A 24,603-nucleotide genomic window follows, 5' to 3' on the forward strand; every position below is an offset into this window, starting at 1 on the left:
CTGTGGTAAAAAAACATAACTTTGCCCCCATGATAAGTGAAATTGCCAACCGCATATTTAATCAGGTAATTACAGACTACCACAAGTTTGATGATATTGACCATCCGGTTGAAAACCCGTACGACGCCGAAAGTTTGGAACATCTTTTTTATGTTAAAAACTGGATCGACACAGCGCAATGGCACATGGAAGATGTAGTGCGCAATCCTCAGATTGATCCTGTTGAAGGTTTAAGCTGGAAACGACGAATTGATGCACAAAACCAGGTACGCACTGATATGGTCGAATTTATTGATGGCTATTTCTTAAATCTTTACCAGGGAGTTTCGCCCCTTCCAGATGCTAAAATCAATACCGAAAGTCCGGCATGGGCAATAGACAGGCTTTCCATCCTGGCATTAAAAATTTATCACATGCAGGAAGAAGCAGCGCGCGAAAGTGCTTCAGCAGATCACCGTGCACAATGCCAAACAAAATTGAATGTACTCTTATCGCAGCGTGATGATTTATCAACAAGTATAGATGAATTATTGGCCGATATTGAAGCAGGCAAAAAATACATGAAAGTATATAAACAAATGAAAATGTACAACGACCCGAGTTTAAACCCGGTATTGTATAAAAAAGGTTAAAAAGAAGAAGACCAAGCTGAAAGCGGAAAGCATGTCATCAACCCAAAAAATTATCGTTTTACGTTTTTCTGCAATGGGCGATGTAGCAATGGTTGCCTCCGTTTTACGCGAGTTTTCTGAGCAAAACCAATCTGCAGAAATCATCATGGTTAGCCGGCCTGCTTTTAAACCATTTTTTGATGGGATCCCAAACCTAATCTTTCATGCGATACAACCTAAAACCAATCATAAAGGAATTGATGGCTTGTATAAACTTTATCAGGAACTTCGCAGCTACAAGCCAACAGCAATTGCCGATTTACACGATAATTTAAGAAGCAGGGCGATATCTACTTTCTTTCGTTTAACAGGATTGAAAATTAAGCGGATAGATAAAGGAAGGGCAGAAAAAAAAGCACTAACCAGAGAGCACAATAAGATTTTTAAACCCCTTCGCCAAACCGTAGAGCGTTATGCCGACGTTTTTCGTGCATTGGGATTTAACATTAAATTGAGTCATCAAATTACTAAATCACCTCAGCCTATCCCGGCGAAGGCCGAAAACTTTTATACCGGCAAAACCAGCAAAAAAATAGGCATCTCCCCTTTTGCGCAGCACATTTATAAGGTTTACGCTTTACAAAAAATGGAAGTCGTAATTGCTTCATTAAGTAATTTGGGCTATGATCTATTTATTTTTGGTGGCGGAAAATCGGAACAGACCGTTGCCGAAAAATGGGCTGAAACATATGCCAACACCTATAATTTAATCGGTAATTACAACCTTAAAGAAGAACTGTCCATTATTTCGAACCTCGATCTGATGTTAAGCATGGATTCTTCAGGCATGCACATGGCATCTTTAATGGGCGTACCCGTTGTATCAGTTTGGGGCCCAACACATCCTTATGCCGGCTTTTTAGGGTACGGACAATCGGAAAGTGATTGTATTCAGATTGATCATCCATCAAGGCCAAATTCTATCTATGGAAACAAACCCTGTATGTGCGGTGTTGAAAATTGTATAGACTTAATTCAACCTGAAACAATTGTTAACAAAATCAAAGAGAAACTAAATGGCTAAGCAACTATTATTGGTCCGACATGGGAAATCGGATTGGGGAAATTTAGATTTAAAAGATTTCGATCGCCCACTAAATAAACGTGGCAAGGAGAATGCCCCAGAAATGGCAGAGCGGTTGGTAAAACGGGGTTTCAAACCAGATTTAATTCTAAGCAGTCCGGCAAAAAGAGCAAAATCTACTGCGAAATTCTTTGCCGAAGCCTATAATATTGATCAGATCCAATTCGAGGAATCTATTTATGAAGCCAATACCACTGCCTTACTGAAAGTAGTTAATGGCTTAAATGATGAAGCTGAAAAAGTAGTGATATTTGGTCACAACCCTGGTTTTACAGATTTCGCAAACGAATTGAGTGATGCCGATATTTATAACATTCCAACTGCGGGTATGGTGTTAATCTCTTTTCCGTTCGATTCGTGGAAAATGGTAAGTAAGGGAACGGGAGAACTGGTCTTTTTTGATTACCCGAAGAATAGTGATGAGGTTTAGTTTTATTTTACCATTGAGCAATTAAGAACATTCGAGTTTATTAAAGGAACAATGAGCCAAATCGAGCTTGGGTTGGTTTAGCCCACTGAACCAATGACACGTAATCTATGAATTGATGAAGCATCTCATCGAAGCTAACCACTCAAAGAACACCAATATCAGTGTAGATAACGCCATTAACGGAGTAAAGATCCCCATCAATGGAGTAAAAACACAAAACATTGCAGCTCCGAACGCCAACATCGGGGTAAACAAGGCCATTAACGGAGCAAATTACATCAATAATGGAGCAATGAACGCCATCAACGGAGTAAGGAACGCCAACATTGGGGTAAGTAAGGCCATTAACGGAGCAAAGAACAGCAACATCGAAACAAAAAACACCGTTAATGAGCAATATAGCGCCATTAACGGAGCAGTGAACACCAAATTGGGCGCAAATAAACACGTCGACGGTTACATAGCATTACCCTTTCTTATAAGAAGAATCATAGGTTTAGCCTTTATTAATCAAATGAACGCTTGAACGGTTTCTCCGAACAGCACAAACCTCAGTTAGATAAGCCCGGTAGTAGCGGTAGCCCCAGATCCTTTTCATCGGGGCTATAGCGTATAACGGGACAATAAAGGCCAAGAACTCCTGCACCCTCATTTCCAAAAAACTAAAGTATATATTTTGAATCCAATATTAACATCTCTAATCAAATAATTTTATTATCTTTGACTATATAAAACGAAAATCTGGCAATAGACATTTCGGTGAATTCATAACCTAATCTCCTCTGGTTATTTCATAATTCGTATCGCCAGAAAATTTATCCATTAATTTATCTGTACATGAATTTTGATTATAATACTACGCGTAGCCATTTAATTCTATCCGAATATGGCCGTAACGTACAAAATATGGTGAAGTATATCTGCGAATTGCCCACCATTGAAGAACGAAATAAATATGCCCAGGCGGTTATCGACCTGATGGGATTTTTGCAACCGCATTTGCGCGATGTTGCCGATTTTAAACATAAACTTTGGGATCACTTACACATTATTTCTGGCTATCAGATTGATGTAGACAGTCCTTACCCAAAACCTTTGATTGAAAATGCTTACATCAAACCAGAGCCTCTGGCCTATCCTCAACAAAGAATTACCTATAAACACTATGGTAAAACAGTTGAAAATCTGATCGAGAAAGCCATGCGGGAAGAAAATCCTGAATATAAAAAAGTAATGGTTCAGGGCATTGCAAATTTTATGAAGATGGCTTATGTTACCTGGAACAAGGATAACGTAAGTGACGATACCATTATTAAGGATTTAAAATACCTGTCAGGCGGATTATTATCTCTTGATGAAGGCGTAAACCTTGCCAAAGTTGAATTTAGGGCACCAAATCCACGTCAAAGTAACAACAACAATAATAACCGCGGCAGAAGCAACAACAATAACAACAACGGAAAAAACCGTCAAAATAATAATAACAATAATAACCGCAGGCCGAACAATAACAATAAACCTAAATATTAATAACCATGCGTCATTTTGAATTTGATTCAGAATCTTTAAAATAGATACTGAAATAAATTCAGCATGACGAACGAGTTAGCAAAAAAAGCATATATGAACGCATTTGAAATAACAGGCGGAATTAAATTAAAAGGCGAAATTACCCCTCAGGGTGCCAAAAACGAAGCACTGCAGATTTTATCAGCTGTATTGCTCACAGAAAAGAAAGTAACCATCAGCAACATTCCTGATATTAAAGATGTTAATAAACTGATTGAACTGCTTGGCGATTTAGGCGTTGCAGTTGAACGCATCAATAAAGACACGTATACTTTTGAAGCTAAAAATATTGATTTAAACTTCTTTGAATCTGATACCTTTAAAGCTAAAGGTGGTGGTTTGCGTGGCTCGATAATGATTGTTGGTCCTTTATTGGCACGTTTCGGTAAAGCAGCAATCCCTAAACCAGGTGGCGACAAAATTGGGCGCAGAAGATTGGATACCCACTTTATCGGTTTCGAAAAATTGGGAGCTAAGTTTGTATATGATAGTAAAAAAGCATTCTTTAATGTTGATGCAACCAATTTACAAGGTGCTTATATTTTATTAGATGAGGCATCGGTTACGGGAACAGCTAATATTGTAATGGCGGCTGTTTTGGCCAAAGGCACTACCACTATTTACAATGCCGCCTGCGAACCATACTTGCAACAGCTTTGCAAAATGCTTAACCGCATGGGCGCAAAAATATCAGGCATTGGATCTAATCTATTAACCATCGAAGGTGTAGCTGTTTTAGGTGGAACCGAGCATAGAATGCTGCCAGATATGATCGAAATCGGTTCATTTATTGGGATGGCAGCAATGACAGAATCTGAAATTACCATCAAAAATGTGTGTTATGATGAACTTGGCGTTATACCAGAGGTTTTTAAGAAACTTGGAATTAAATTAGAACGCCGAGGCGACGATATCTATGTACCTTCTCAAAAGCATTACGAAATTGATACTTTTATAGATGGTTCGATTTTAACCATTGCCGATTCTCCATGGCCAGGTTTTACACCCGATTTATTGAGCATTGTACTTGTGGTGGCCACACAAGCGAAAGGAAACGTTTTAATCCACCAAAAAATGTTTGAGAGCCGTTTATTCTTTGTTGATAAATTAATCGATATGGGTGCTCAAATCATTTTGTGCGATCCACACCGTGCTACCGTTAATGGTATCGATAAGAAATATAAATTACGTGGAATCAGCATGACTTCTCCGGATATTAGAAGCGGGAAGTTTCGTTGTTAATTGCTGCTTTATCAGCTGAAGGCAAATCGACCATTTATAACATCGAACAGATTGAACGTGGCTATCAGGACATCGATACCCGTTTGCGTGCCTTAGGTGCGCAGATTAAGCGTGTAAATGCTGATGCGCCAAGCCACTAAGGGTAAAGGCGTAAAGGTGGAGGGTAGAAGGTAAAACCCAAAGCAAAAACATCGATTATAAGAATGCCCGGGTAAAATTTTACTCGGGCATTCTTATTTTATAAATATCGTCATGCTAAATTTATTTCAGCAACTTATCTTCTCTTAAGACCCTGAAATATTCAGGGTGACGACCAAGAGATTGCTTTTGGATGAGCATCTTTCATACTACAAGATCCTGAAACAAGTTCAGGAAGACGATCGCTCGACTTAATCCACTTTCCATCTCACATCTCACATCTCACATCTCACATCTTGTCTCTTACCCCGATATCGCATTAATAATATCATACTGGGTAATAATCTCAATCTTGCCGGTTTCATCTTCTACTAAAACAGCCGAGTTTTCTTTGTTAATCAAAGATGAAATTTTGTCGATTGAAGTATTTAAATCTACAAAAGGGAAAGTAGCTGTCATAATTTCTGAGATTGGTGCAGATTTTAATCCAGGATTTTCCAACAATGCGCTTAAAATATCGCTTTCCGCAATTTTTCCCACAATCATTCCTTGTTGAGTAACCGGAATTTGAGAAATATTCATCGATTTAATGGTATTAATTGCTTCCAATACAGATTTTTGAGCATCTAAGGTTACAATCTCCGTACTTTCTTTCTTAGCAAGAATAGATTTAGCAGTTAATTTTTCATCTTGTAAAAATCCTCGCTCACGTAACCAATCTTCATTGTACATTTTGCCCATGTAGCGACTTCCATGGTCATGAAAGATAACGACAACAACATCTTCAGGTTTTAATTTATCTTTTAATTGAATCAAACCACCAATTGCTGCACCGGCAGAGTTACCTACAAAAATACCTTCCTTGCGGGCAATATCACGCGTCATTAAAGCAGCATCTTTATCGGTAACTTTTTCAAATAAGTCAATCACATCAAAATTAACGTTTGCGGGAAGAAAATCTTCTCCAATACCTTCTGTGATGTAAGGATAAATTTCATCCTTATCAAATATTCCAGTCTCTTTGTATTTCTTGAAAACCGATCCATAAGTATCAATTCCCCAGATTTTGATGTCAGGATTTTTTTCCTTTAAATATTTTCCCGTTCCGGAAATGGTTCCACCTGTACCCACACCAACAACCAAATGGGTTATTTTCCCTTCAGTTTGCGCCCAAATTTCAGGTCCGGTTTGCTCATAATGTGCTTGAGAATTGGCCAGATTATCGTATTGATTGGGTTTCCATGAATTTGGCACCTCACGCTCTAATCGCGAAGAAACCGAATAGTAAGAACGGGGATCTTCAGGCTCCACATTGGTTGGGCATACAATTACCTCTGCACCAAAGGCACGCAAGGCATCAACCTTTTCTTTTGATTGTTTATCAGTTGTGGTGAAAATACATTTGTAACCCTTTATAATGGCCGCCATAGCTAAACCCATCCCTGTATTTCCTGATGTTCCTTCGATAATTGTTCCTCCTGGCTTAAGCTTACCACTTTTTTCAGCATCTTCAATCATTTTAACCGCCATACGGTCTTTAATTGAATTACCTGGATTGGTAGTCTCTATTTTTGCCAGAATTGTTCCGGGAACGCCTTTCGTTATCGTATTTAATTTAACTAAAGGCGTATTGCCAATAGTTTCTAAAATATTATTGTACCACATGATACAAAATTAAGCAAAGGCATTAAGTATTTTACAAACTATTATTTATTTGAAACATAATTTCGAAAATCAAAAATTTATAGAATTTAATTACATAATCTATAATAATGATAGGCATTATAGATTGATTATTGGGCGAATGGCAATTCCTTTTGTTATGCAAGCTTATAAATTTTACCCGGCAAAGAAACAATTATGCCCTGCATTTCTAAAGTCAGGATCACGATTGCAAGCTTACTCTGCTGAATATTTAGTTGAATGCTAAGTTCATCAATTGAAAGCTGACCATTTTGCAAAGCTTCAACAACTTTTTGTTCGTTTGGCGTTAAACTAAGTTGCAATGTAGTTTGGGCCACTCTTTTTTTCTCTTTCACTTCATCATCCCAACCCAAATAATAAATCAGATCATGGGCGTTATTTATTAAGCCTGCCCGATTTGTTTTAATCAGAAAATTACAACCTTCCGAAAAAACATCGTTTGTTCGTCCAGGAAAAGCATAAACATCTTTATTGTAAGAATTGGCTATTTCGGCTGTAATTAGTGCCCCTCCTTTTATCGAAGCCTCTACTACAATGGTTGCGTCGGCAATTCCTGCAATGATCCGGTTTCTTTGTGGAAAATTCTGCCGGTCTGGGTTAGTTAATATCGGAAACTCAGTAAGCAAACCACCATTTAAAACCATTTTCTGTGAAATACTTTTATGAACTTTAGGGTATAAACGGTCAAGGCCATGCCCAAGTACGCCAACTGTTGGAATCTGATTTGCCAAACATTCTTTATGGGCAGTAATATCGATCCCGTAAGCAAGGCCACTTGTAATTACTACATTGTAGGGAGCTAAAACTTCGCATAACTCTTTACACAGATTTTTGCCGTAAGTTGTTGCATTTCTTGTTCCAACGATACTCACAATGCGTTGATGGTTCAAATCTACAGTACCTTTGGCGTAAAGCAAGATGGGAGAATCGAAACAGTTTTTTAATCGTTTCGGATATTTTTCGTCTGAGAAGAATAAAACATCTATGCCGTGTTTTTCAACAAAATCCAATTCCTGCCTAGCTCTTTCGAGGGCATTTGTTCCGTTAATTGCTGCTATTGTTTTCTCTCCAATACCTGGAATTTCCAGCAACTGCTTCTTTGATGCCGAAAATACATTTTCGGCACTTCCACAATATGCAAGAAGGTTTTTGGCCGTTACCGGTCCAATAGATTTAATAAATGTTAAGGCAATTTTATGGAGCGTGCTCATATTTTAATAAGGTTAAATAAATGCGGGATGATTTATTTCCTTAAAGCAAGCTTAAAAATCAATATCGATTAAACTTTTTAATGGAATGTGAATGTTATTTTTTAGTTGTATATATTTCTCTGTAACTGCCCAAACTGTAGTATCAACACGCTTAGGGCCAATTGTTGTGTTGAATGTAATTACGGCTTTGGATTTAAATTCGTTACCAAGGCGTTGGGCTTCTTCTAGTTTGGTTTTTAATTCACTGGAATGATCTTCTTTTGAATTGATAATATTTAAATAGCTTATATGTTCCTTTTCTACAATTTCTATTGGCATGGTATCTCTTTAACGATTAATGTTAAACAAGCTTATCAAAATTTTAGAAAATAAACAACAGTATTTATTCAATTTTTGTAATAATTATTAAAAAAAGGCCGATTTTGAAATACAAAACCGGCCTAAATAACTTATTTATTGTTAATTACTTTAATTTCAGCTTCCTGGTTTCAACCATTCCCTTAAATTCATGGTTTAACTTTTCGTTTGCATTGTCTGTTGCAATTTTTGAGGCTCCACTGGTGCTACTTAATGCATTATCTTTGGCTAAAGCCATAAAATTATTGTTTGATGAATAATATAGAGCCTGGGCCAACATTCTTTCTTCCGGATCTCCAAAATCTCTGCCTAAATCATCCGTTACATCTTTATCAACTGTCATACCCGAAAAGTAATCACCTTGATCAAGTTGATTTTTGGTCTGGAACTGTGGGATGTACAAGTCGTTTTTATCGATTCTTATAGAGAAAAATCCGACAGGCTTACCATACGTGGTTTTACCAATCAATTTAACATCCATTACAGGTTTTAAATTATTAATTAACAGCTCACTGGCAGAAGCTGTACCTCCGGTTACTATAAAATATACTCTTGTTAAGCCATTCAATGCACCACGTTTTTTAAAAAGTTCCTGATTTTCGGCTGCTATTGTTGGTTTATAAGAATAATCAAACAAAGAAAAAAGACGTGTATTGCCCTGGGTATCTTTACCGTAAAATTTCTGGTTTTGTAAAATCGTTGCTGCCCCATCCTGCATGGTTTTGGTCCAATAGGTAGTATACATTATTTTCCCATTTTGTGATGGCGGTGCGATCAGATTTGTAAAGGCCTCAGACGTAGCTACCGAACCACCACCATTATACCTTAAATCGACAACTAGTTCGGTTACACCATCTGCCGTAAATTTTGCAAAAGCGACATCCAAAGCAGGAACTGCATTGGTGGTAAAGCTGTTAAATACGATATAACCTACCTTTTTTGCACCTATTGTATAAGTATTGGTGTATAAAATAGGATTAATATTGTAGTTGGCCCGGTTAATTACAATGTCCTGTGAACTTCCATCCATTTTTTTAACCGTGAGAGAAATAGAAGGATTATCTCCAAATATTGAAGCATTTAAGTTAGCAATATCGGTACTGCTTGATCTTGAAGTTCCACCTCCGTTAACTTTAGTAATCTGGTATCCTCTTTTTAAACCTTGAACATCTGCAGGAGAGCCCGGATAAACATATTTCACACGCAAAAGATCAGAGAGATCAAAATTGGCTGAAAAACCATAATCCTCACCTGCCCCGCCAAGTTGAGTTGCTACGCTACCATCATCAATAAAAGAATATTTATCCTTTCCTCCAGTGCTCGGTAATAATTTTATTGCCGATAAAACCGCATTATTTGATGCATACTGCCTTGGGTTGAAAGATGCATAACTAGGCATGCCAACATTCCAATAATAGGTTTGTTGGGCGTAGAGGTAAATTGAATCTTTGGTTAATTCTGTCCTTGTTCCGGAAGCACCCTGCTCCACTCCATTTGCATCGCCACCGTTATTGGATTTTTTACATGATGTTGTAAAACCAATAACTAAAAGTAAAGCACCTATAAAAGCATTTTGCGTAATGAATTTTCTAAGCATATTTATTTGTAAATTTCTAGTGACTCAATATACGGCAAATTAATTGATTTAGATTGTTGCTCATCAAAATTATTTGCACCAACAACTAACGCTTTATCGGATGATAAATTATTGTTGTTTAGTATGTTCTGGAAAATTTCTGCTTTAGGCTGATCTAATTCTTCGGCAAAGAAAACAGTAAGGTATTGTTCTAATCCATTCCACTCGGTTTGCTTGATTTTATTCAGCTGTTGTTCCGGATTTCCGGCTGTTACAATAAATATCTGCTTACGGTCTACCACAAGTTCCTGCATAAACTCAAGTATATTTTTGTAGAGCAATAACTTTAATGGTAAGCGTGCATTTTGATGCAAAAGATCGAAATTATGTAGGTATTTATGATCAATTCCGAATTGCTTTGCCGTTTTTTCAAAAAGTTTGTCTGCTCCTGTATTTTCATACTCAGCCCGCATAAATTCAATTATAGGCTGCGCCCCTTTTGTTCAGTATACTCTATAAACTGTGCAAAAAGGTAATATACCTGGAGCAAATAATCTTTTTCAGGAAAAAGCACATTGTCTAATTCAAAAATTACAATCTGCTTGTCTTTAACGTATTCGTATGCGTTCATTAAATTGTAAAAAGTTTTAGTTCATTGTTATTGTTGTAACCGAATACCCCATTAAAGGTTGAAGGTAATTTATTGGCCACCGAATTGCTTTCACTGGAGAAAATGCAGTCGCCATGAATGTAAACCGCAAAATTTTGATAGTTTACTTTTTCCTCAGTGATATAACCTGCAATTAAATCAGCATCAGGAAGCAAAACCTGAATACCATATTCGCTAAACAATACTGAAGATTTAGCCAGGGGTTCAACTTCATAATCATGCAGCGGGATAATACAATCTATTGCTTCTGTAATGCAAAAATTAAGTAAAATATGTGCTATGCTGTCTTTATTTAATAAACCGAGCGATGAAAATGCATAGTTTTCTGTTATTATGCCTGGTACATCACCATAATCTGCCAGCAAAACAAAATGGCTCGGAAATGCTTTCATCAACTTTAAAGCTTTGGCATTATTTCCGCCTGTTATCAGTATTTTCAAGATTTAATGATTGAGTGAGTAAATGACTTAATTTTGAATGATTGAATGAGAAATTTAATGAATGCCCGAAAACCTTTTAGAATCCTTTAATCCTATACAATTAGTCCATCTTTCATGCTCACCACCCTATCGCTTGTTTTAGCCAGGTGTTCATTGTGCGTAACAATTACAAACGTTTGGTGGAAATTATCGCGCAAGGTTACAAACAGCTGGTGTAAGCCGGCAGCATTTTCAGAATCGAGGTTACCAGAAGGTTCATCAGCTAAAATAATCGAAGGATTATTGATCAGTGCTCTTGCAATTGCCACACGCTGCTGTTCTCCACCTGATAGCTGATTGGGTTTGTGCTGAGCCCTATCTTTCAATCCAAATAAATCCAATAATTCGAGTGCCCTTGTTTCTGCCTGTTTTTTATTTGTTTTCGCAATAAATGCCGGGATGCAAATATTTTCAATCGCGCTAAATTCGGGCAAAAGATGGTGGAACTGGAATACGAAACCGATATTCTGATTGCGGAAAGCACTCAACAAATCGCCACTCAATTTATTGATTACCGTTCCTTTTAATTCTACAGTACCATCATCAGGTTTATCCAAAGTGCCTAAAATATGTAATAAAGTACTTTTACCAGCACCCGATGGACCTATTATACTTACAATCTCCCCTTTTTGCACTTCAAAATTTACACCTTTTAAGATTTGTAGATTTCCGTACGATTTTCTTATTCCCGTGGCTTTTAGCATGCTTCAAATTTAGTAAAATGGTTGGTTAGTTCAATAGATCGTTGGTCATTAGTTCATGGGTTAATTGGTTCATAGCTTATTTCGTTCACTGGGCAAAAGTTCAATAGAAAATAATGTATCAAAGATTGATTATTGGTTATCTCAATGAGCTCTATTATCTAATTCCAATGTTTGAATTTCATCATCATAAGCTATCCAACCGTTAGCATCAACCAATTTAAATTAAAAAAGATTTGGATATAACAAATTTCTATTTAACTTTGAAAAACAAAGCACTTTCAAAATGAGTAATCAAGAAGAACAATTAAATGCCTTAAAAGATATCAGACAAATGATGGATAGGTCGTCGAGATTTATCTCTTTGAGTGGCTTATCTGGTGTTTTTGCTGGGGTTATTGCACTAATTGGAGCTTATTTTGCCAACGATGAAATCAACAAATACATAAATAAGCGTGGTTACGGTTATGGTGTTGATGGAGAAATGGATCTTGAATTTAACCTGGTAAAACTTGGTATTTTTGTACTGATTATTGCTTTGGCCGGTGGGATTTTGTTTACTTACAGGAAAAGTCAAAAAAATAATCTTCCAATCTGGGATAAAACTTCAAAATCACTCCTGATCAACCTCATGATACCTTTGGTGGCTGGTGGCCTGTTTATTATTGCGCTTTTGATCAATCACCCCAACACCTATAGTATTATTGCACCCAGCTGTTTGATTTTTTATGGGTTATCACTCATCAACGCCAGTAAATTTACTTATAGTGATATCCGCTACCTGGGTTTTTGTGAGGTTATCCTCGGATTAATCTGCATGTTTTTTGTAGGTTATGGCTTAATTTTCTGGGCTTTCGGTTTTGGTGTTTTGCACATTGTTTATGGTCTTTTAATGTATTTTAAATATGAGAGAGGTCAGTAAGGATGAAAAACCCGATAGCAGATTTAAATAAAATATTCGATAGCCGGATCAGGTTGGGCGTAATGTCTATGTTGGTGGTTAATAATGAAATTGGCTTCAACGACCTTAAACAGATGCTAGAGCTAACAGATGGAAACCTGGCCTCACACCTGAACACTTTGGAGCAGGCCGAATTTATTAAAGTGCATAAAGGTTTTATCGGTAGAAAAACAAGCACTACCTATTCTATTACAGCATTAGGCAAACAAGCCTTTAAAGCACATTTGGATGCACTTGAAAAAATGATCAAGAAACTATAATTTTTTTTTACCTATTTACTTTGAAACTCAAAGCACTTTTAAAAATGGAAACTAAGGAAATAAAACGGCCTTTACTTATTGAAACCGGCAAATGGATGGCCGTACTTTCTGCGGCAATTGGCACCATTATACTATTAGCATATTTTGCGTTAAAGGTTAGCGAACTGGTGTTAGTTGGCTTCATCTACATATATTTTGCAGCCGCCATAAACGGACTATTCTTCCTTGTTCTCCTCCTCGAGTGTTTCAGACAACAAAATCATTGGAGAAAAATTGTAGCAACCATGATTATCATGCTGTTAAATATTCCCTTAGTCATATTCTACATACTTATTGTAAGTTATTTCAATTCTTAAACATGAAAAATAAATCCAACCTCTTGCTAATTTCTACCTTAATTGGCGGACTTCTCTTTAGCTACATTTTTTGGGATCAATGGTTAGCGTTAAACCAATTGATCTATAGTGTTTTTATAATCACAGTTACCATTTTTAATCAAGAGGTAATTAAAAGTACCAAGTTTAAAATGTATGCACTGGCACATTTACTTGCAGCCGTTTTGGTAGTGGTAAATAATTCTGCACTAACCGCTGTAAGCTATTATGTTAGTTTAATGCTGTTTATTGGCTATGCACACTACCCGGCCGTAAAAACCATTTATATTGCAGTTTTGGCAACTATTGTGCAAATGGTAACTGTTCCTGCAAGTTTAATTAAAAAACTGTCGGAGGTTAATATTGGGAAATTTAATTTGAAACCCGTTTTCAGGCCGATTAAATACATCATACTTCCAATAATTATTCTTATTGTATTTACAGCTATTTACAGCGGTGCAAACGAAGTTTTTGCACATTACATGGATCTGCTACTCACCAATATTTCTAATTTTTTCAATAATATCTTCGGGTTTATATTTAAGGATTTAAGCCTGCCCCGTTTCTTTCATTTCTGCCTGGGTATATTGGTAACTGCAGGTTTAATAATCACTTTTTATAATAAAAGTATCGAAAAACTGGAGGCCAAGCTGGTAATGAACAACTTTTACGGATAAGGCGAAGTCAGAAACCGAAAAGCATCTGGTATGAAGTTGCTCATACCTTTACAAGTCAAATTATTACCAAAAAGATGGCGTTAAAAACGGAGTATGTGATCGGTTTTATTTCATTTATTTCACTAAACGTACTCTTGCTCAGCGTTAATTTAATCGACATTTCTACACTATGGTTTGGCTATAAACCTGCCGGTAATTTCTCTGCCGACCTTCATGATGGTACCAATGCATTAATTTTTAGCATTATATTGGCTATGGCGGTGATTTTATATTTTTTCCGTGGCAACTTAAACTTCTACAGCAAAAGTAAAACCCTTAAAAATTTGGCCATTACCTGGATGGTTCAAAATTTTATTCTCATTATTTCTGTTTTTATCCGCGATGGTTATTATATCGAATTTCATGGCTTAACCCACAAAAGAATTGGCGTACTGGTTTTTGCCATTCTTTGTATTATTGGTTTGGCAACAGTTTATTTAAAAGTAGCCAAACAGCGAACCTTATTTTATTTATTTAAAATAAATGGCCATATCTGGTTCGTTTTATTGCTAGTTTTTAGTCTTGTTAACTGGGATGTATTTATTGTAAAATATAATTTAGCCAAAAGTGACCAGGTGGGTGTAGACGCCGATTATTTGCTTTCACTCTCAGATAAAACTTTGCCTATTTTAGATAAAAACCGCACAAAATTACATTATGAACCTTCTAAAAGGCTTTATGAAAGAGAAATTGCAAAACCGGGAACTGCCGATTTTTATGAAAATAAACTAGACGAACGTATTGGTTATTTTAAAGAACGATATGAAAGCGTAGGTTGGTTATCGTGGAATTTACCAGATTGGAATGCTGCAGAATATTTTGGGTTGAATAAGTAATTATATTAAATATAAAGTTAACCTCTCAATCATTTAGCTCCCTGGTGCGAACTGCATCGGGGAACCTAAAGTATTTATTAAAATAAAAATATAAAATCATGAAAAATCAAACATCACTTAGTACAAGTAAATTCAGAATTATTATCATTTTGAGTATAATCGTATTTTTACTGGCCATTCCACTTATTGCAATGCAATTCACCAAGGAAGTAGTATGGACTTTCTCCGATTTCTTAATTGCAGGAATTTTGTTGTTCAGCACCGGACTTGCTTTTGAATTGGTAATCAGGAATCTAAAAACAGGTACTTTAAGAACAATAGTACTTGTTGTAATTTTATTAGCCTTATTCCTTGTGTGGGCAGAGTTGGCCGTTGGTATCTTCGGAACACCCTTTGCCGGGAGTTAACCTGTTTTTAGGATAGGTTCTAATGTACTGCGAGATACGACCTGGCATCCGCAACTTAAAAATAATAAATACTTATCGGCTATATTTCAGCCTAATCAAAATTAACGACAATGAAAAAAGCAATCTCAATAACAGTATTAGGTTTTACCTTACTGGCATCATCTTGTACAGAGGAAGCCAAAAGCATATCAACAGATGAAAAAAGTAATATCGAAACTAAAAGTCAGCCAAAAATTCAATATGATTCTCCAATCATTATTGGAAAAACAGATATTATAATATATCCATTAAGGCTTAATGGTGGGGATTATGAAAGTTATAAAAGAGACGTAAATTCCAACTACTGGAACCTCATCTTTCACAATGTTATTTCCGGTAAAAATGAATTATTGACTAAAGAAAAAGTTATTATCAATTCCTTTGATATTGGTCAGGCAAAAAATAATCAAAATACTTTATCCGACCAGTTTATCTACTATACCATCACCGATTTGGATTATGATGGCAATAAAAAGCTAACAGACAAAGATCCTAATAAACTTTACCTCTCTACTTTGGACGGAAAATCATTTATCCGGATTTCTCCAAATAATTACGACTTGTATAGTTGGAAAATAGATGACAAACATGATTTAATATTAATGGATCTGATAAAGGACACCAATAAGGACAAGGAGTTTAATGAAAAGGATGAAATTGAATATTTTACCTACAACTTAAAAACGGGTGTGCTTAAAAGTGTTTTTGATCAGAATTTTAAAGAAGAAATTGAAAATTTAGCAAAAAGAGTGTTATAAGGCTTTTAGGCGTGATGCTTTTATTAAGGTTAAACTACATTTATTAATTTATGCACCACACCGCTTTTAACGATTAACATAAAACGTTCATTTTCTGAAAAAATCGGCAATTGCTATTTGTTTAAAGGGTTTGAAATTGTAGCTTTGGGCAAATTTTGTAGCAAATGAATATTCACGAATACCAGGGTAAACAAATATTAAAAAGTTTCGGTGTTAACGTTCAAGAAGGAATAGTTGCCGATACTCCCGAGCAAGCTGTTGAGGCTGCTAAGCAACTGAAAATAGATTACAATTCTGATTGGGTTGTTATTAAGGCGCAAATCCACGCTGGTGGTCGCGGTAAAGGTGGTGGTGTTAAATTGGCCAAAAACCTTGAAGAAGTTAAACAACGCGCAACCGATATTATCGGCATGCAATTGGTTACTCCTCAAACCGGACCGGAAGGTAAATTGGTGAGTAAAATTTTAGTTGCTCAGGATGTTTATTATCCAGGTGCTTCTGAAACCAAAGAATTCTACATTTCAGTATTGTTAGACCGTGCAAAGGGCCGTAACATTATTATGTACAGTACCGAAGGTGGTATGGATATCGAAGAAGTTGCTGAGCACACTCCACACTTAATTTTCAAAGAAGAAATCGATCCTAAAGTTGGCTTACAAGGTTTCCAGGCTCGTAAAGTTGCTTTTAACTTAGGTGTTAGCGGAGCTGCACATAAAGAAATGGTTAAATTTGTAACTGCTTTATACAAAGCATACGAAGCTACCGATTCTTCAATGTTCGAAATTAACCCGGTATTAAAAACTTCTGATGATAAAGTAATTGCTGTTGATGCTAAAGTTAATTTAGATGAAAACGCATTATTCCGTCATGCTGATTATGCAGCAATGCGTGATGTAACAGAAGAAGATCCAATGGAAGTTGAAGCAAGTGCTTCTAACCTTAACTTTGTTAACCTTGATGGTAACGTTGGTTGTATGGTTAACGGTGCTGGTTTAGCAATGGCTACCATGGATATTATTAAATTGGCTGGTGGTGAACCTGCTAACTTTTTAGACGTAGGCGGAACTGCAAATGCTCAAACCGTTAAAGCGGCTTTCAATATCATTTTAAAAGACCCTAACGTTAAAGCAATCTTAATTAACATTTTCGGTGGTATTGTTCGTTGCGACCGCGTTGCGCAAGGTGTAATTGATGCATATAAAGAAATCGGTAATATACCAGTGCCAATTATTTGCCGTTTACAAGGTACAAATGCTGAAGAAGCTAAAAAATTAATCGATGAATCTGGCTTACAGGTTTATTCGGCTATTGCTTTAAAAGAAGCAGCTGATTTAGTAACCAAAGTATTGGCTGAACAAGCATAAACTTAGGCTCAAAGTTGAAAAACTAAAGCTTAAAGCAATCACATTTTAAAACCTTTCGGTGAAAACTGGAAGGTTTTTTTATTACTCTCTTTTAGAAGGGTTTCCGCAAGCCGGGGTATTTTTTAACCTAATCACTACCCAAAACCTGATAGGTTTAAATTTAATAGCCATTTCACTAAAACGTAATATGTGTATAAGGTGGTCAATATTATTTTGAAAATTAGTGGTACTGTTATTATGGCGGCCTCCTCTCCTGCTATCTCTTCAAGTCCTCACCCGATGAAAAATCGGGTTGCGGGCTTTTCGTTCTATCAGGTTTATTTAACATGGGTTCGTAGTTATTCTGAACCCGATCAAACCTCGCAGGTTTTTGAAACCTGCGAGGTTTACTCTGCACGAAATTCTAAAATATCACCTGGCTGACAATCCAACACTTTGCAGATGGCCTCTAACGTTTCCAACCGGATGGCTTTCGCCTTCCCTGTTTTCAATATTGATAAATTAGACATGGTGATGCCTACACGATCACTTAATTCGGTAAGCGACATTTTACGACGGGCAAGCATTACATCTAGATTTATAATTATAGGCATGAGCTTATATCGTTAAATCATTTTCTTGTTTCAACTTTCTTGAATATGAGAGCAGCTCATAAACTACAGTAAAAACAGCTACAATTGATAATACATTCAAATTAACATCTCCAATGCTTGAATAATAATATTCGAATGCATGATGTGTTAAATCATCAACACAATTATCAACAAGAAACTTTGTTAAAAACTTTAAAGCGAAAAACAAAACTGATCCTGCGCAAACAAACTGCCATAACCTATTTTCAGTTAGGTTTTCGAGCCATTTTGGTTTTAGGTAGGCGAGCATAGTAATAATCGACCCTAATATCAGGTAAAACATTGCATTGGAGCCATTATCAGCAATTCCATCGTTAGACAAAAGTATAGACTGCAATAATGTTGGTTTAAATTCATATGAACCAATATGACTATTGGTAAACATTGCTCCATCAATCACCTGTACATCTTTTGGTACATTTTTCTTTACTAAGTGAACTGATATCAATCCTTCATTGTAATCAACGATTGATGAAATTAAATGGTTGGAAATAAATATTATTGAAATAATTATTAAGCTCAAACCTGCAAATCTAAAAACTTTTAAAATATTGTTCATTATTATATAGTTAAATCGTTTTCTAGTTTTAGCACCTCATTTCTTTTGAGAATAGCAGAAGCATAAAAAATTAATAGGGTAATTATGATAAAACTCATATTAGGAATAAAAACCATCGGCCACACCCGTGTGTAGGCATAAATAAGATATGCAGTAATTTCTTTAGGCCAGGCAAACAGGTTGTTTTTAGCTGTTAAGCTAATTAAAATCAATGTAAAGCAAAGCGGAACCCACTTTAAAATGTTGAGCCATTTAATTAGGTTGTCTTTCAGATCGTGTTTTAAAGAAGCTTTTAAATACCATTCTAAAAACACAAAAAATAGCGCATAAAAAACTGTAGATGTTAAACTATACCAGTATTTTGGTCCATTGTTCCTGTCTGCATCAAAACAGACTAAAAAATAAAATACGGTTATCATGCCGAGTAATCTGACAAAAATTCTTAGGCTTAAAATCTTCCAATAACTGGCAGATGAATTTTTAAGCTTAAAGATGAGAAATTTAAGAAACGTCATATTTATTTAATTATTTACACCACAAACATAAAAATTTATTTATTACAAATCAAAATATATTTATTGATTTACAATAAATATTAATTGAATATCATCTACTACACAACAACATACCTAAATTATGTCAAAAACTTTCTTGGAATGATTTTTGTTATAAGTAAAAGTGTAAAAAACATGTGCAAACGGTAACATTTTCAGCATTTTATCCTTTCGGATTGCCATACAATTTCGTAACTTTGCACACTTCAATAATTAAAGAGCACACAAAACGTATAAATGAGACAACTCAAGATAACGCAATCCATTACCAACCGTGAAAGTCAGTCGTTAGATAAATACCTACACGAAATTGGTAAAGTAGATTTAATAACAGCAGAAGAGGAAGTAATTTTAGCAAGGAAGATCCGTGAAGGCGATCAGGCTGCATTTAAAAGCGGTTAACAAAAACCAACCTACGTTTCGTTGTATCTGTTGCAAAACAATATCAAAATCAAGGTTTAACCTTAGGAGATTTAATTAACGAAGGTAATTTAGGTTTAATTAAAGCAGCAAAACGTTTTGATGAGACTAAGGGTTTCAAATTCATTTCTTATGCTGTTTGGTGGATCCGTCAATCTATTTTGCAAGCAATTGCAGAACAAAGCCGTATTGTACGTTTGCCTTTAAACCAGGTAGGTTCATTAAGCAAAATCAGTAAAGCTTTCTCTAAATTAGAGCAGGAATACGAACGTGAGCCTTCTCCAGAAGAACTTGCAGATATTTTAGAAACTACGGTAGATAAAATCTCTGATACTTTGAGTAATTCTGGTCGCCATGTATCAATGGATGCGCCTTTCGTTCAAGGTGAAGAAAATACATTATTGGATGTATTGGAAAACCACGAACCAAATACTGATAGCTCGTTGATTAACGAGTCATTATCAGAAGAAATTAAACGTTCTTTATCTACTTTAACTGAAAGGGAAAGAGAAATTATTGTTTTATTCTTTGGTTTAGGCTCTAACCACCCACTTTCTTTAGAAGAAATTGGTGAGAAATTTAACTTAACCCGCGAACGTGTTCGTCAGATTAAAGATAAAGCGTTACAACGCTTACGTCATACATCAAGAAGCAAAATTTTAAAATCGTATTTAGGATAAGTAATTATCATCATACAAATAATTGAAAGATCGGCAAATGCCGGTCTTTTTTTTTGAAGATTCTCAAACAAATTAAGTAGAAGATTGGCGAACTTGACATTCCCTCACTAAATGTCCTTTTAAATTTATTTCAGCATCTATTAGAATACAAGTTAAAGATCCTGAAACGAGTTCAGGAGGACGATTGCGCTATAAACTCAGGAATACCATTGCCCCACCCCATACGTCCTGCTGAATTTATTTCAGCATCTATTGAAACACAGGTTAAAGATCCTGAAACGAGTTCAGGAGGACGATTTGTTTCATAAACTCAGGAATACCATTGCCCCACCCCATGCGTCCTGCTTAATTTATTTCAGCATCTATTGAAACACAAGTTAAAGATCCTGAAACTATTTCAGGAGGACGATTGCTCTTTAAAATCAAGAAAGACGATCGCCTCATCCCATACGTCCTGCTGAATTTATTTCAACATCTACTGAAACACAAGTTAAAGATCCTGAAACGAGTTCAGGAGGACGATTCCTCCACCCCGTACGTCCTGCTGAATTTATTTCAGCATGTATTGAAACACAGTTAAAGATCCTGAAACGAGTTCAGGAGGACGATTGCCTCTATAAACGCAGGAATACCTTGCCCCACCCCATGCGTCCTGCTGAATTTATTTCAGCATCTACTGAAACAAAAGTTAAAGATCCTGAAACGAGTTCAGGAAGACGATTGTTTTAAAAGTTCAGCGAGTCATAAACTTGAAGTTCAGGAATATAATTGCTCCACCCCATACGTCCTGCTGAATTTATTTCAGCATCTATTAGAATACAGGTTAAAGATCCTGAAACAAGTTCAGGAGGACGATTGTGTTAAAAATTCAAGAGGACGATTGCGCTATAAACTCAGGAGGACGATTTCTTATGTTAAAACAACAAATGTTTAACCGTTAATCCATTATTGATTAATTGCTTTAATGAATCAATACCAATTCTCAAATGTGTTTCTACGTATTTTTCGGTAACACTGCTATCACTTTCGGCAGTTTTAACACCCTCTGGGATCATCGGTTGATCTGAAACCAACAGTAATGCACCTGCAGGAATTTTATTTGCGAATGCCGTCGTAAAAACTGTTGCAGTTTCCATATCCACAGCCATAGCCCTCAAAGTTTTCAGATATTTTTTAAATTCCTTATCATGCTCCCAAACCCTGCGGTTGGTAGTATAACAAGTACCAGTCCAGTAATCTCTTCCGTGATCGCGTATTGTGGTAGAAATCGCTTTCTGTAGTGCAAAAGCTGGCAATGCAGGTACTTCAGCCGGAAGATAATCATTTGATGTTCCTTCGCCTCTAATGGCCGCAATAGGAAGAATCAAATCACCCAATTGATTTTTCTTTTTCAAACCGCCACATTTACCCAAAAATAAAACGGCCTTTGGTTTAATTGCAGTTAATAGATCCATCATCGTAGCTGCTAAAGGACTCCCCATACCAAAATTGATAATGGTTATTCCATTTGCGGTAACACTTTGCATCGGCTTATCTAAACCCATAATAGGGGCATTATCATTCCATTCAGAAAACATGGATACATATTTGCTGAAATTGGTTAACAGGATGTAATCGCCAAATTGATCTAACGGCCTGCCTGTATAGCGTGGCAACCAGTTTTTAACAATTTCATCTTTGGATTTTAAGCCTGATTTAACCGGACTTTCTACTTCTTTTATTTTTTTAGCTTTCTCTACTATTTCTTCGTCTTTTTTTACGTCTTTTTCTTCATTCATACTTTTTGGTTTAGAGCATGGCGCAAAGCGTTAACAATACTATATTACAAAAAATCCCTCCCGATTACGGGAAGGATTTGATTTTTTATGCGGCCTGCAACTTTTTAAAGTCGGCCTTTTCAAATTTCTCTATCGCATAATCGAGATTAATGTGCAATTCCTTGACATCCGTCTGTGTTGGCGTATCAAACATGGCATCCAACATAATCGCTTCACAGATTGATCTTAATCCACGTGCTCCAAGCTTATATTCCATTGCTTTATCAACAATAAAATCCAAAACTTCATCCTCAAAAACCAATTTAACATCTTCGTAAGCGAAAAGCTTAACATATTGTTTAATTAATGAGTTTTTAGGCGCAGTTAAAATGTTTCTTAAAGATTCTTTATCTAAAGGATTAAGATGCGAAAGTACTGGTATACGACCAATTAATTCCGGAATCAATCCAAAAGATTTTAAATCCTGAGGTGTAATATACTTATAAAGATTTTTAAGATCTAACACTGTCTCATCTTTCTTTACCCTATACCCTACAGCCTGTGTACGCAAACGATTGGCAATTTTACGCTCAATCCCATCAAATGCCCCTCCACAAATAAATAATATGTTATTTGTATTTACAGGAATCATTTTTTGATCTGGATGTTTACGTCCGCCCTGAGGTGGAACATTTACCACGGTACCTTCTAAAATCTTCAATAAAGCTTGTTGAACACCTTCTCCTGAAACATCACGTGTAATGGATGGGTTATCACTTTTACGCGCCACTTTATCAACTTCATCAATGTAAACAATACCGCGTTCTGCGGCAGCAACATCATAATCGGCAGCCTGAAGTAAACGCGTTAAAATACTTTCAACATCTTCACCAACATAACCTGCTTCTGTTAAAACAGTTGCATCGCAGATACAGAATGGCACATGAAGGATTTTTGCAATGGTTTTGGCCAAAAGCGTTTTACCTGTTCCGGTTTCGCCCACCAACATGATATTTGATTTTTCAATCTCAATCTCGTCTTTATCAACTTTTTGATTTAGTCGTTTGTAGTGATTATAAACTGCAACAGCCAATACTTTTTTTGCATCATCCTGACCGATCACGTACTGATCGATATGTTGTTTTATTTCAAGAGGCTTTAATAAATTAATCGCCTCCTGAATATTTTTAGTCCCTTTTGTCCCCAATTCCTGAGCAAGCAACTGATTGGCCTGTGTTACACATTTATCGCAGATAAATGCATCCATGCCTTCAATTAACATTAAAGTTTCATGCTTGCCAGAATGGCAGAATGAGCAACGGGATTCTTTATTTTGTTTCGCCATTTTTTCTTGCGTTTCTCGATAACACTTCATCAATCATACCAAATCCTTTGGCTTCTTCGGCACTCATCCAGTAATCACGATCTGATGCTTTCTCTACCCAATCATAAGTTTGACCAGAGTGCTCTGAAATGATATCGTATAATTCTTTTTTCAATTTCAACATTTCTCTTAAGTTGATCTCCATATCAGATGCTACACCTTGTGCACCTCCTGATGGCTGGTGAATCATTACTCTTGAGTGAGGTAAGGCAGAACGTTTACCCTCTGCTCCTGCAACCAATAAAACAGCACCCATTGATGCGGCCATACCGGTACAAATTGTAGCAACATCCGGCTGGATATATTGCATAGTATCATAAATACCTAAACCAGCATATACTGAACCGCCTGGTGAGTTAATGTAGATTTGAATGTCTCTATCCGCATCTGTTGATTGCAAAAACAATAACTGAGCCTGAATAATGTTTGCATTCTGATCATAAATTGCATCTCCCAAAAAGATAATACGGTCCATCATTAATCTCGAAAAAACATCCATTTGCGCTACGTTCATCTGGCGTTCTTCTATAATATATGGCGTCATGTTCTGAGGGTTCAGATTAGCCTGTGCAATAAATTTATCTACGTGTAAACCGCCAATTCCCTGATGTTTAACGGCAAATTTTCTGAATTCTTGTGAATCTATGTTCATGGTTATAGAGTTTGGCGTTTTGCGGTAAGCGTTCTAAGTGCCTAATCAAATACGCGAGTTATTTTAATAAATATTTTCTGAAGTTGGTTAATTTCCGTGCCAATTTATCTAATTCTTCTAGATAATCGTTCAGTTCTATGTCAGAAATATATTTTCTCCGTTCTAAAACTACTAAAATATTTGCATTCTCAAAGGCCGAACGATGCGCAATATTCAGATAATGAGCGAATTCCTTATTGGAAACAGAACCTGAGCCTTCGGCGATATTATTGGATATGCTAAGAGCAGCCCCATTGAGCTGCTCTGCAAATCTATATTTTTTATCAACTGACAATCGGTCAGCTATATCAAGTAATTTATCAGTTAATACAATTGATAACTGCCAAACTTCGAGCGATTGAAATTTAAATTGAGCCAT

The 24,603-nt window shown here is 36.2% G+C and carries 28 protein-coding genes and 2 pseudogenes; 15 read left to right on the forward strand and 15 right to left on the reverse strand.

What is annotated here, in order from left to right; genetic code table 11:
• Nucleotides 1-29: 29 nt before the first annotated feature.
• The 6 genes and pseudogenes from AC0IWE_RS10675 (at nt 30) to murA (ending at nt 5,136) form a co-directional block, all read left to right on the forward strand.
• Nucleotides 30-632, forward strand: coding sequence for a DUF4254 domain-containing protein (locus AC0IWE_RS10675; protein ID WP_055903794.1), 603 nt, complete (start codon nt 30-32; stop codon nt 630-632).
• Nucleotides 633-663: 31 nt separating this feature from the next.
• The gene (locus AC0IWE_RS10680; protein WP_471793055.1) at nt 664-1,695 is read left to right on the forward strand and encodes a glycosyltransferase family 9 protein; all 1,032 of its coding nucleotides are present in this window, start codon (nt 664-666) and stop codon (nt 1,693-1,695) included.
• Nucleotides 1,688-2,185: a SixA phosphatase family protein gene (locus AC0IWE_RS10685; protein ID WP_471793056.1), complete on the forward strand. Its 498-nt coding sequence runs from the start codon at nt 1,688-1,690 to the stop codon at nt 2,183-2,185. The genes AC0IWE_RS10680 and AC0IWE_RS10685 overlap by 8 nt, the downstream gene beginning before the upstream one ends.
• Nucleotides 2,186-2,300: 115 nt before the next feature.
• Nucleotides 2,301-2,711 (forward strand): hypothetical protein, encoded by a 411-nt coding sequence (locus AC0IWE_RS10690; RefSeq protein ID WP_471793057.1) that lies wholly within the window; start codon nt 2,301-2,303, stop codon nt 2,709-2,711.
• A gap of 311 nt (nt 2,712-3,022) precedes the next feature.
• Entirely contained in the window at nt 3,023-3,715 is a 693-nt protein-coding gene (locus tag AC0IWE_RS10695; RefSeq protein ID WP_055903785.1) for a DUF4290 domain-containing protein, read from the forward strand.
• A gap of 93 nt (nt 3,716-3,808) precedes the next feature.
• A pseudogene (gene murA, locus AC0IWE_RS10700) lies at nt 3,809-5,136 on the forward strand (UDP-N-acetylglucosamine 1-carboxyvinyltransferase).
• A 301-nt stretch (nt 5,137-5,437) separates the two neighbouring features.
• On the opposite strand, the gene AC0IWE_RS10705 reads toward murA, so the two are convergent.
• The 8 genes from AC0IWE_RS10705 to AC0IWE_RS10740 all read right to left on the reverse strand — a co-directional run bounded on the left by AC0IWE_RS10705 (nt 5,438) and on the right by AC0IWE_RS10740 (nt 11,835).
• On the reverse strand, nt 5,438-6,799 hold the full coding sequence (locus tag AC0IWE_RS10705) for a pyridoxal-phosphate dependent enzyme (RefSeq protein WP_463493675.1): 1,362 nt from the start codon (nt 6,797-6,799) through the stop codon (nt 5,438-5,440).
• Between the two features lie 155 nt (nt 6,800-6,954).
• Nucleotides 6,955-8,049 carry a DNA-processing protein DprA gene (gene dprA / locus AC0IWE_RS10710; protein WP_471793058.1) on the reverse strand — a complete coding sequence of 365 codons (1,095 nt, stop codon included), beginning with the start codon at nt 8,047-8,049 and terminating at the stop codon, nt 6,955-6,957.
• Nucleotides 8,050-8,100: 51 nt separating this feature from the next.
• Nucleotides 8,101-8,367 carry a hypothetical protein gene (locus tag AC0IWE_RS10715; RefSeq protein ID WP_055903776.1) on the reverse strand — a complete coding sequence of 89 codons (267 nt, stop codon included), beginning with the start codon at nt 8,365-8,367 and terminating at the stop codon, nt 8,101-8,103.
• A gap of 145 nt (nt 8,368-8,512) precedes the next feature.
• On the reverse strand, nt 8,513-10,003 hold the full coding sequence (locus tag AC0IWE_RS10720) for a S41 family peptidase (protein ID WP_471793059.1): 1,491 nt from the start codon (nt 10,001-10,003) through the stop codon (nt 8,513-8,515).
• A gap of 2 nt (nt 10,004-10,005) precedes the next feature.
• Nucleotides 10,006-10,455, reverse strand: a complete 450-nt coding sequence (locus tag AC0IWE_RS10725; RefSeq protein ID WP_471793060.1) for an HAD hydrolase-like protein — start codon at nt 10,453-10,455, stop codon at nt 10,006-10,008.
• 8 nt (nt 10,456-10,463) lie between these two features.
• Nucleotides 10,464-10,613 (reverse strand): hypothetical protein, encoded by a 150-nt coding sequence (locus AC0IWE_RS10730; RefSeq protein WP_471793061.1) that lies wholly within the window; start codon nt 10,611-10,613, stop codon nt 10,464-10,466.
• Nucleotides 10,613-11,092: an ATP-grasp domain-containing protein gene (locus AC0IWE_RS10735; RefSeq protein WP_055903767.1), complete on the reverse strand. Its 480-nt coding sequence runs from the start codon at nt 11,090-11,092 to the stop codon at nt 10,613-10,615. The genes AC0IWE_RS10730 and AC0IWE_RS10735 overlap by 1 nt, the downstream gene beginning before the upstream one ends.
• Nucleotides 11,093-11,184: 92 nt before the next feature.
• Complete coding sequence (locus AC0IWE_RS10740; protein WP_055903763.1) at nt 11,185-11,835, reverse strand: ABC transporter ATP-binding protein; 651 nt, start codon at nt 11,833-11,835, stop codon at nt 11,185-11,187.
• 283 nt (nt 11,836-12,118) lie between these two features.
• Here AC0IWE_RS10740 and AC0IWE_RS10745 point away from each other — a divergent pair, with 283 nt between their 5' ends.
• From AC0IWE_RS10745 to sucC, 8 genes are all read left to right on the forward strand, one after another.
• On the forward strand, nt 12,119-12,754 hold the full coding sequence (locus AC0IWE_RS10745; RefSeq protein ID WP_471793062.1) for a hypothetical protein: 636 nt from the start codon (nt 12,119-12,121) through the stop codon (nt 12,752-12,754).
• A 2-nt stretch (nt 12,755-12,756) separates the two neighbouring features.
• Complete coding sequence (locus AC0IWE_RS10750) at nt 12,757-13,053, forward strand: winged helix-turn-helix domain-containing protein (protein WP_025142943.1); 297 nt, start codon at nt 12,757-12,759, stop codon at nt 13,051-13,053.
• 44 nt (nt 13,054-13,097) lie between these two features.
• Complete coding sequence (locus AC0IWE_RS10755; RefSeq protein WP_471793063.1) at nt 13,098-13,409, forward strand: hypothetical protein; 312 nt, start codon at nt 13,098-13,100, stop codon at nt 13,407-13,409.
• Nucleotides 13,410-13,411: 2 nt separating this feature from the next.
• The gene (locus AC0IWE_RS10760) at nt 13,412-14,104 is read left to right on the forward strand and encodes a hypothetical protein (protein ID WP_471793064.1); all 693 of its coding nucleotides are present in this window, start codon (nt 13,412-13,414) and stop codon (nt 14,102-14,104) included.
• Between the two features lie 74 nt (nt 14,105-14,178).
• The gene (locus AC0IWE_RS10765) at nt 14,179-14,979 is read left to right on the forward strand and encodes a DUF4153 domain-containing protein (protein WP_471793065.1); all 801 of its coding nucleotides are present in this window, start codon (nt 14,179-14,181) and stop codon (nt 14,977-14,979) included.
• A gap of 98 nt (nt 14,980-15,077) precedes the next feature.
• Entirely contained in the window at nt 15,078-15,386 is a 309-nt protein-coding gene (locus AC0IWE_RS10770; RefSeq protein WP_471793066.1) for a hypothetical protein, read from the forward strand.
• 110 nt (nt 15,387-15,496) lie between these two features.
• Nucleotides 15,497-16,183 (forward strand): hypothetical protein, encoded by a 687-nt coding sequence (locus AC0IWE_RS10775; protein ID WP_471793067.1) that lies wholly within the window; start codon nt 15,497-15,499, stop codon nt 16,181-16,183.
• Nucleotides 16,184-16,347: 164 nt separating this feature from the next.
• On the forward strand, nt 16,348-17,547 hold the full coding sequence (gene sucC, locus AC0IWE_RS10780; RefSeq protein WP_055903741.1) for an ADP-forming succinate--CoA ligase subunit beta: 1,200 nt from the start codon (nt 16,348-16,350) through the stop codon (nt 17,545-17,547).
• A gap of 386 nt (nt 17,548-17,933) precedes the next feature.
• On the opposite strand, the gene AC0IWE_RS10785 is transcribed toward sucC, so the two are convergent.
• From AC0IWE_RS10785 to AC0IWE_RS10795, 3 genes are read right to left on the reverse strand one after another with little or no spacing between them, the layout of a single operon-like run.
• A complete protein-coding gene (locus AC0IWE_RS10785) occupies nt 17,934-18,140 on the reverse strand; it encodes a helix-turn-helix domain-containing protein (RefSeq protein WP_082458621.1) in 207 nt (68 codons plus the stop codon).
• Nucleotides 18,141-18,144: 4 nt separating this feature from the next.
• Entirely contained in the window at nt 18,145-18,738 is a 594-nt protein-coding gene (locus AC0IWE_RS10790) for a hypothetical protein (RefSeq protein ID WP_471793068.1), read from the reverse strand.
• A 2-nt stretch (nt 18,739-18,740) separates the two neighbouring features.
• Nucleotides 18,741-19,157: a hypothetical protein gene (locus tag AC0IWE_RS10795; RefSeq protein WP_471793069.1), complete on the reverse strand. Its 417-nt coding sequence runs from the start codon at nt 19,155-19,157 to the stop codon at nt 18,741-18,743.
• Between the two features lie 372 nt (nt 19,158-19,529).
• Here AC0IWE_RS10795 and AC0IWE_RS10800 point away from each other — a divergent pair.
• Nucleotides 19,530-20,392 (forward strand): annotated as a pseudogene (locus AC0IWE_RS10800) (sigma-70 family RNA polymerase sigma factor).
• Nucleotides 20,393-21,306: 914 nt separating this feature from the next.
• Here AC0IWE_RS10800 and AC0IWE_RS10805 read toward each other — a convergent pair.
• The 4 genes from AC0IWE_RS10805 to AC0IWE_RS10820 form a co-directional block, all read right to left on the reverse strand.
• Nucleotides 21,307-22,170, reverse strand: coding sequence for an AMP nucleosidase (locus tag AC0IWE_RS10805; protein ID WP_055903993.1), 864 nt, complete (start codon nt 22,168-22,170; stop codon nt 21,307-21,309).
• An 85-nt stretch (nt 22,171-22,255) separates the two neighbouring features.
• A complete protein-coding gene (gene clpX, locus AC0IWE_RS10810; RefSeq protein WP_055903726.1) occupies nt 22,256-23,494 on the reverse strand; it encodes an ATP-dependent Clp protease ATP-binding subunit ClpX in 1,239 nt (412 codons plus the stop codon).
• A complete protein-coding gene (clpP, locus tag AC0IWE_RS10815; RefSeq protein ID WP_055903722.1) occupies nt 23,478-24,185 on the reverse strand; it encodes an ATP-dependent Clp endopeptidase proteolytic subunit ClpP in 708 nt (235 codons plus the stop codon). The genes clpX and clpP overlap by 17 nt, the downstream gene beginning before the upstream one ends.
• 58 nt (nt 24,186-24,243) lie before the next feature.
• Nucleotides 24,244-24,603 (reverse strand): four helix bundle protein, encoded by a 360-nt coding sequence (locus AC0IWE_RS10820; RefSeq protein WP_471793070.1) that lies wholly within the window; start codon nt 24,601-24,603, stop codon nt 24,244-24,246.

The organism is Pedobacter sp. AC402 (genome assembly GCF_979252805.1).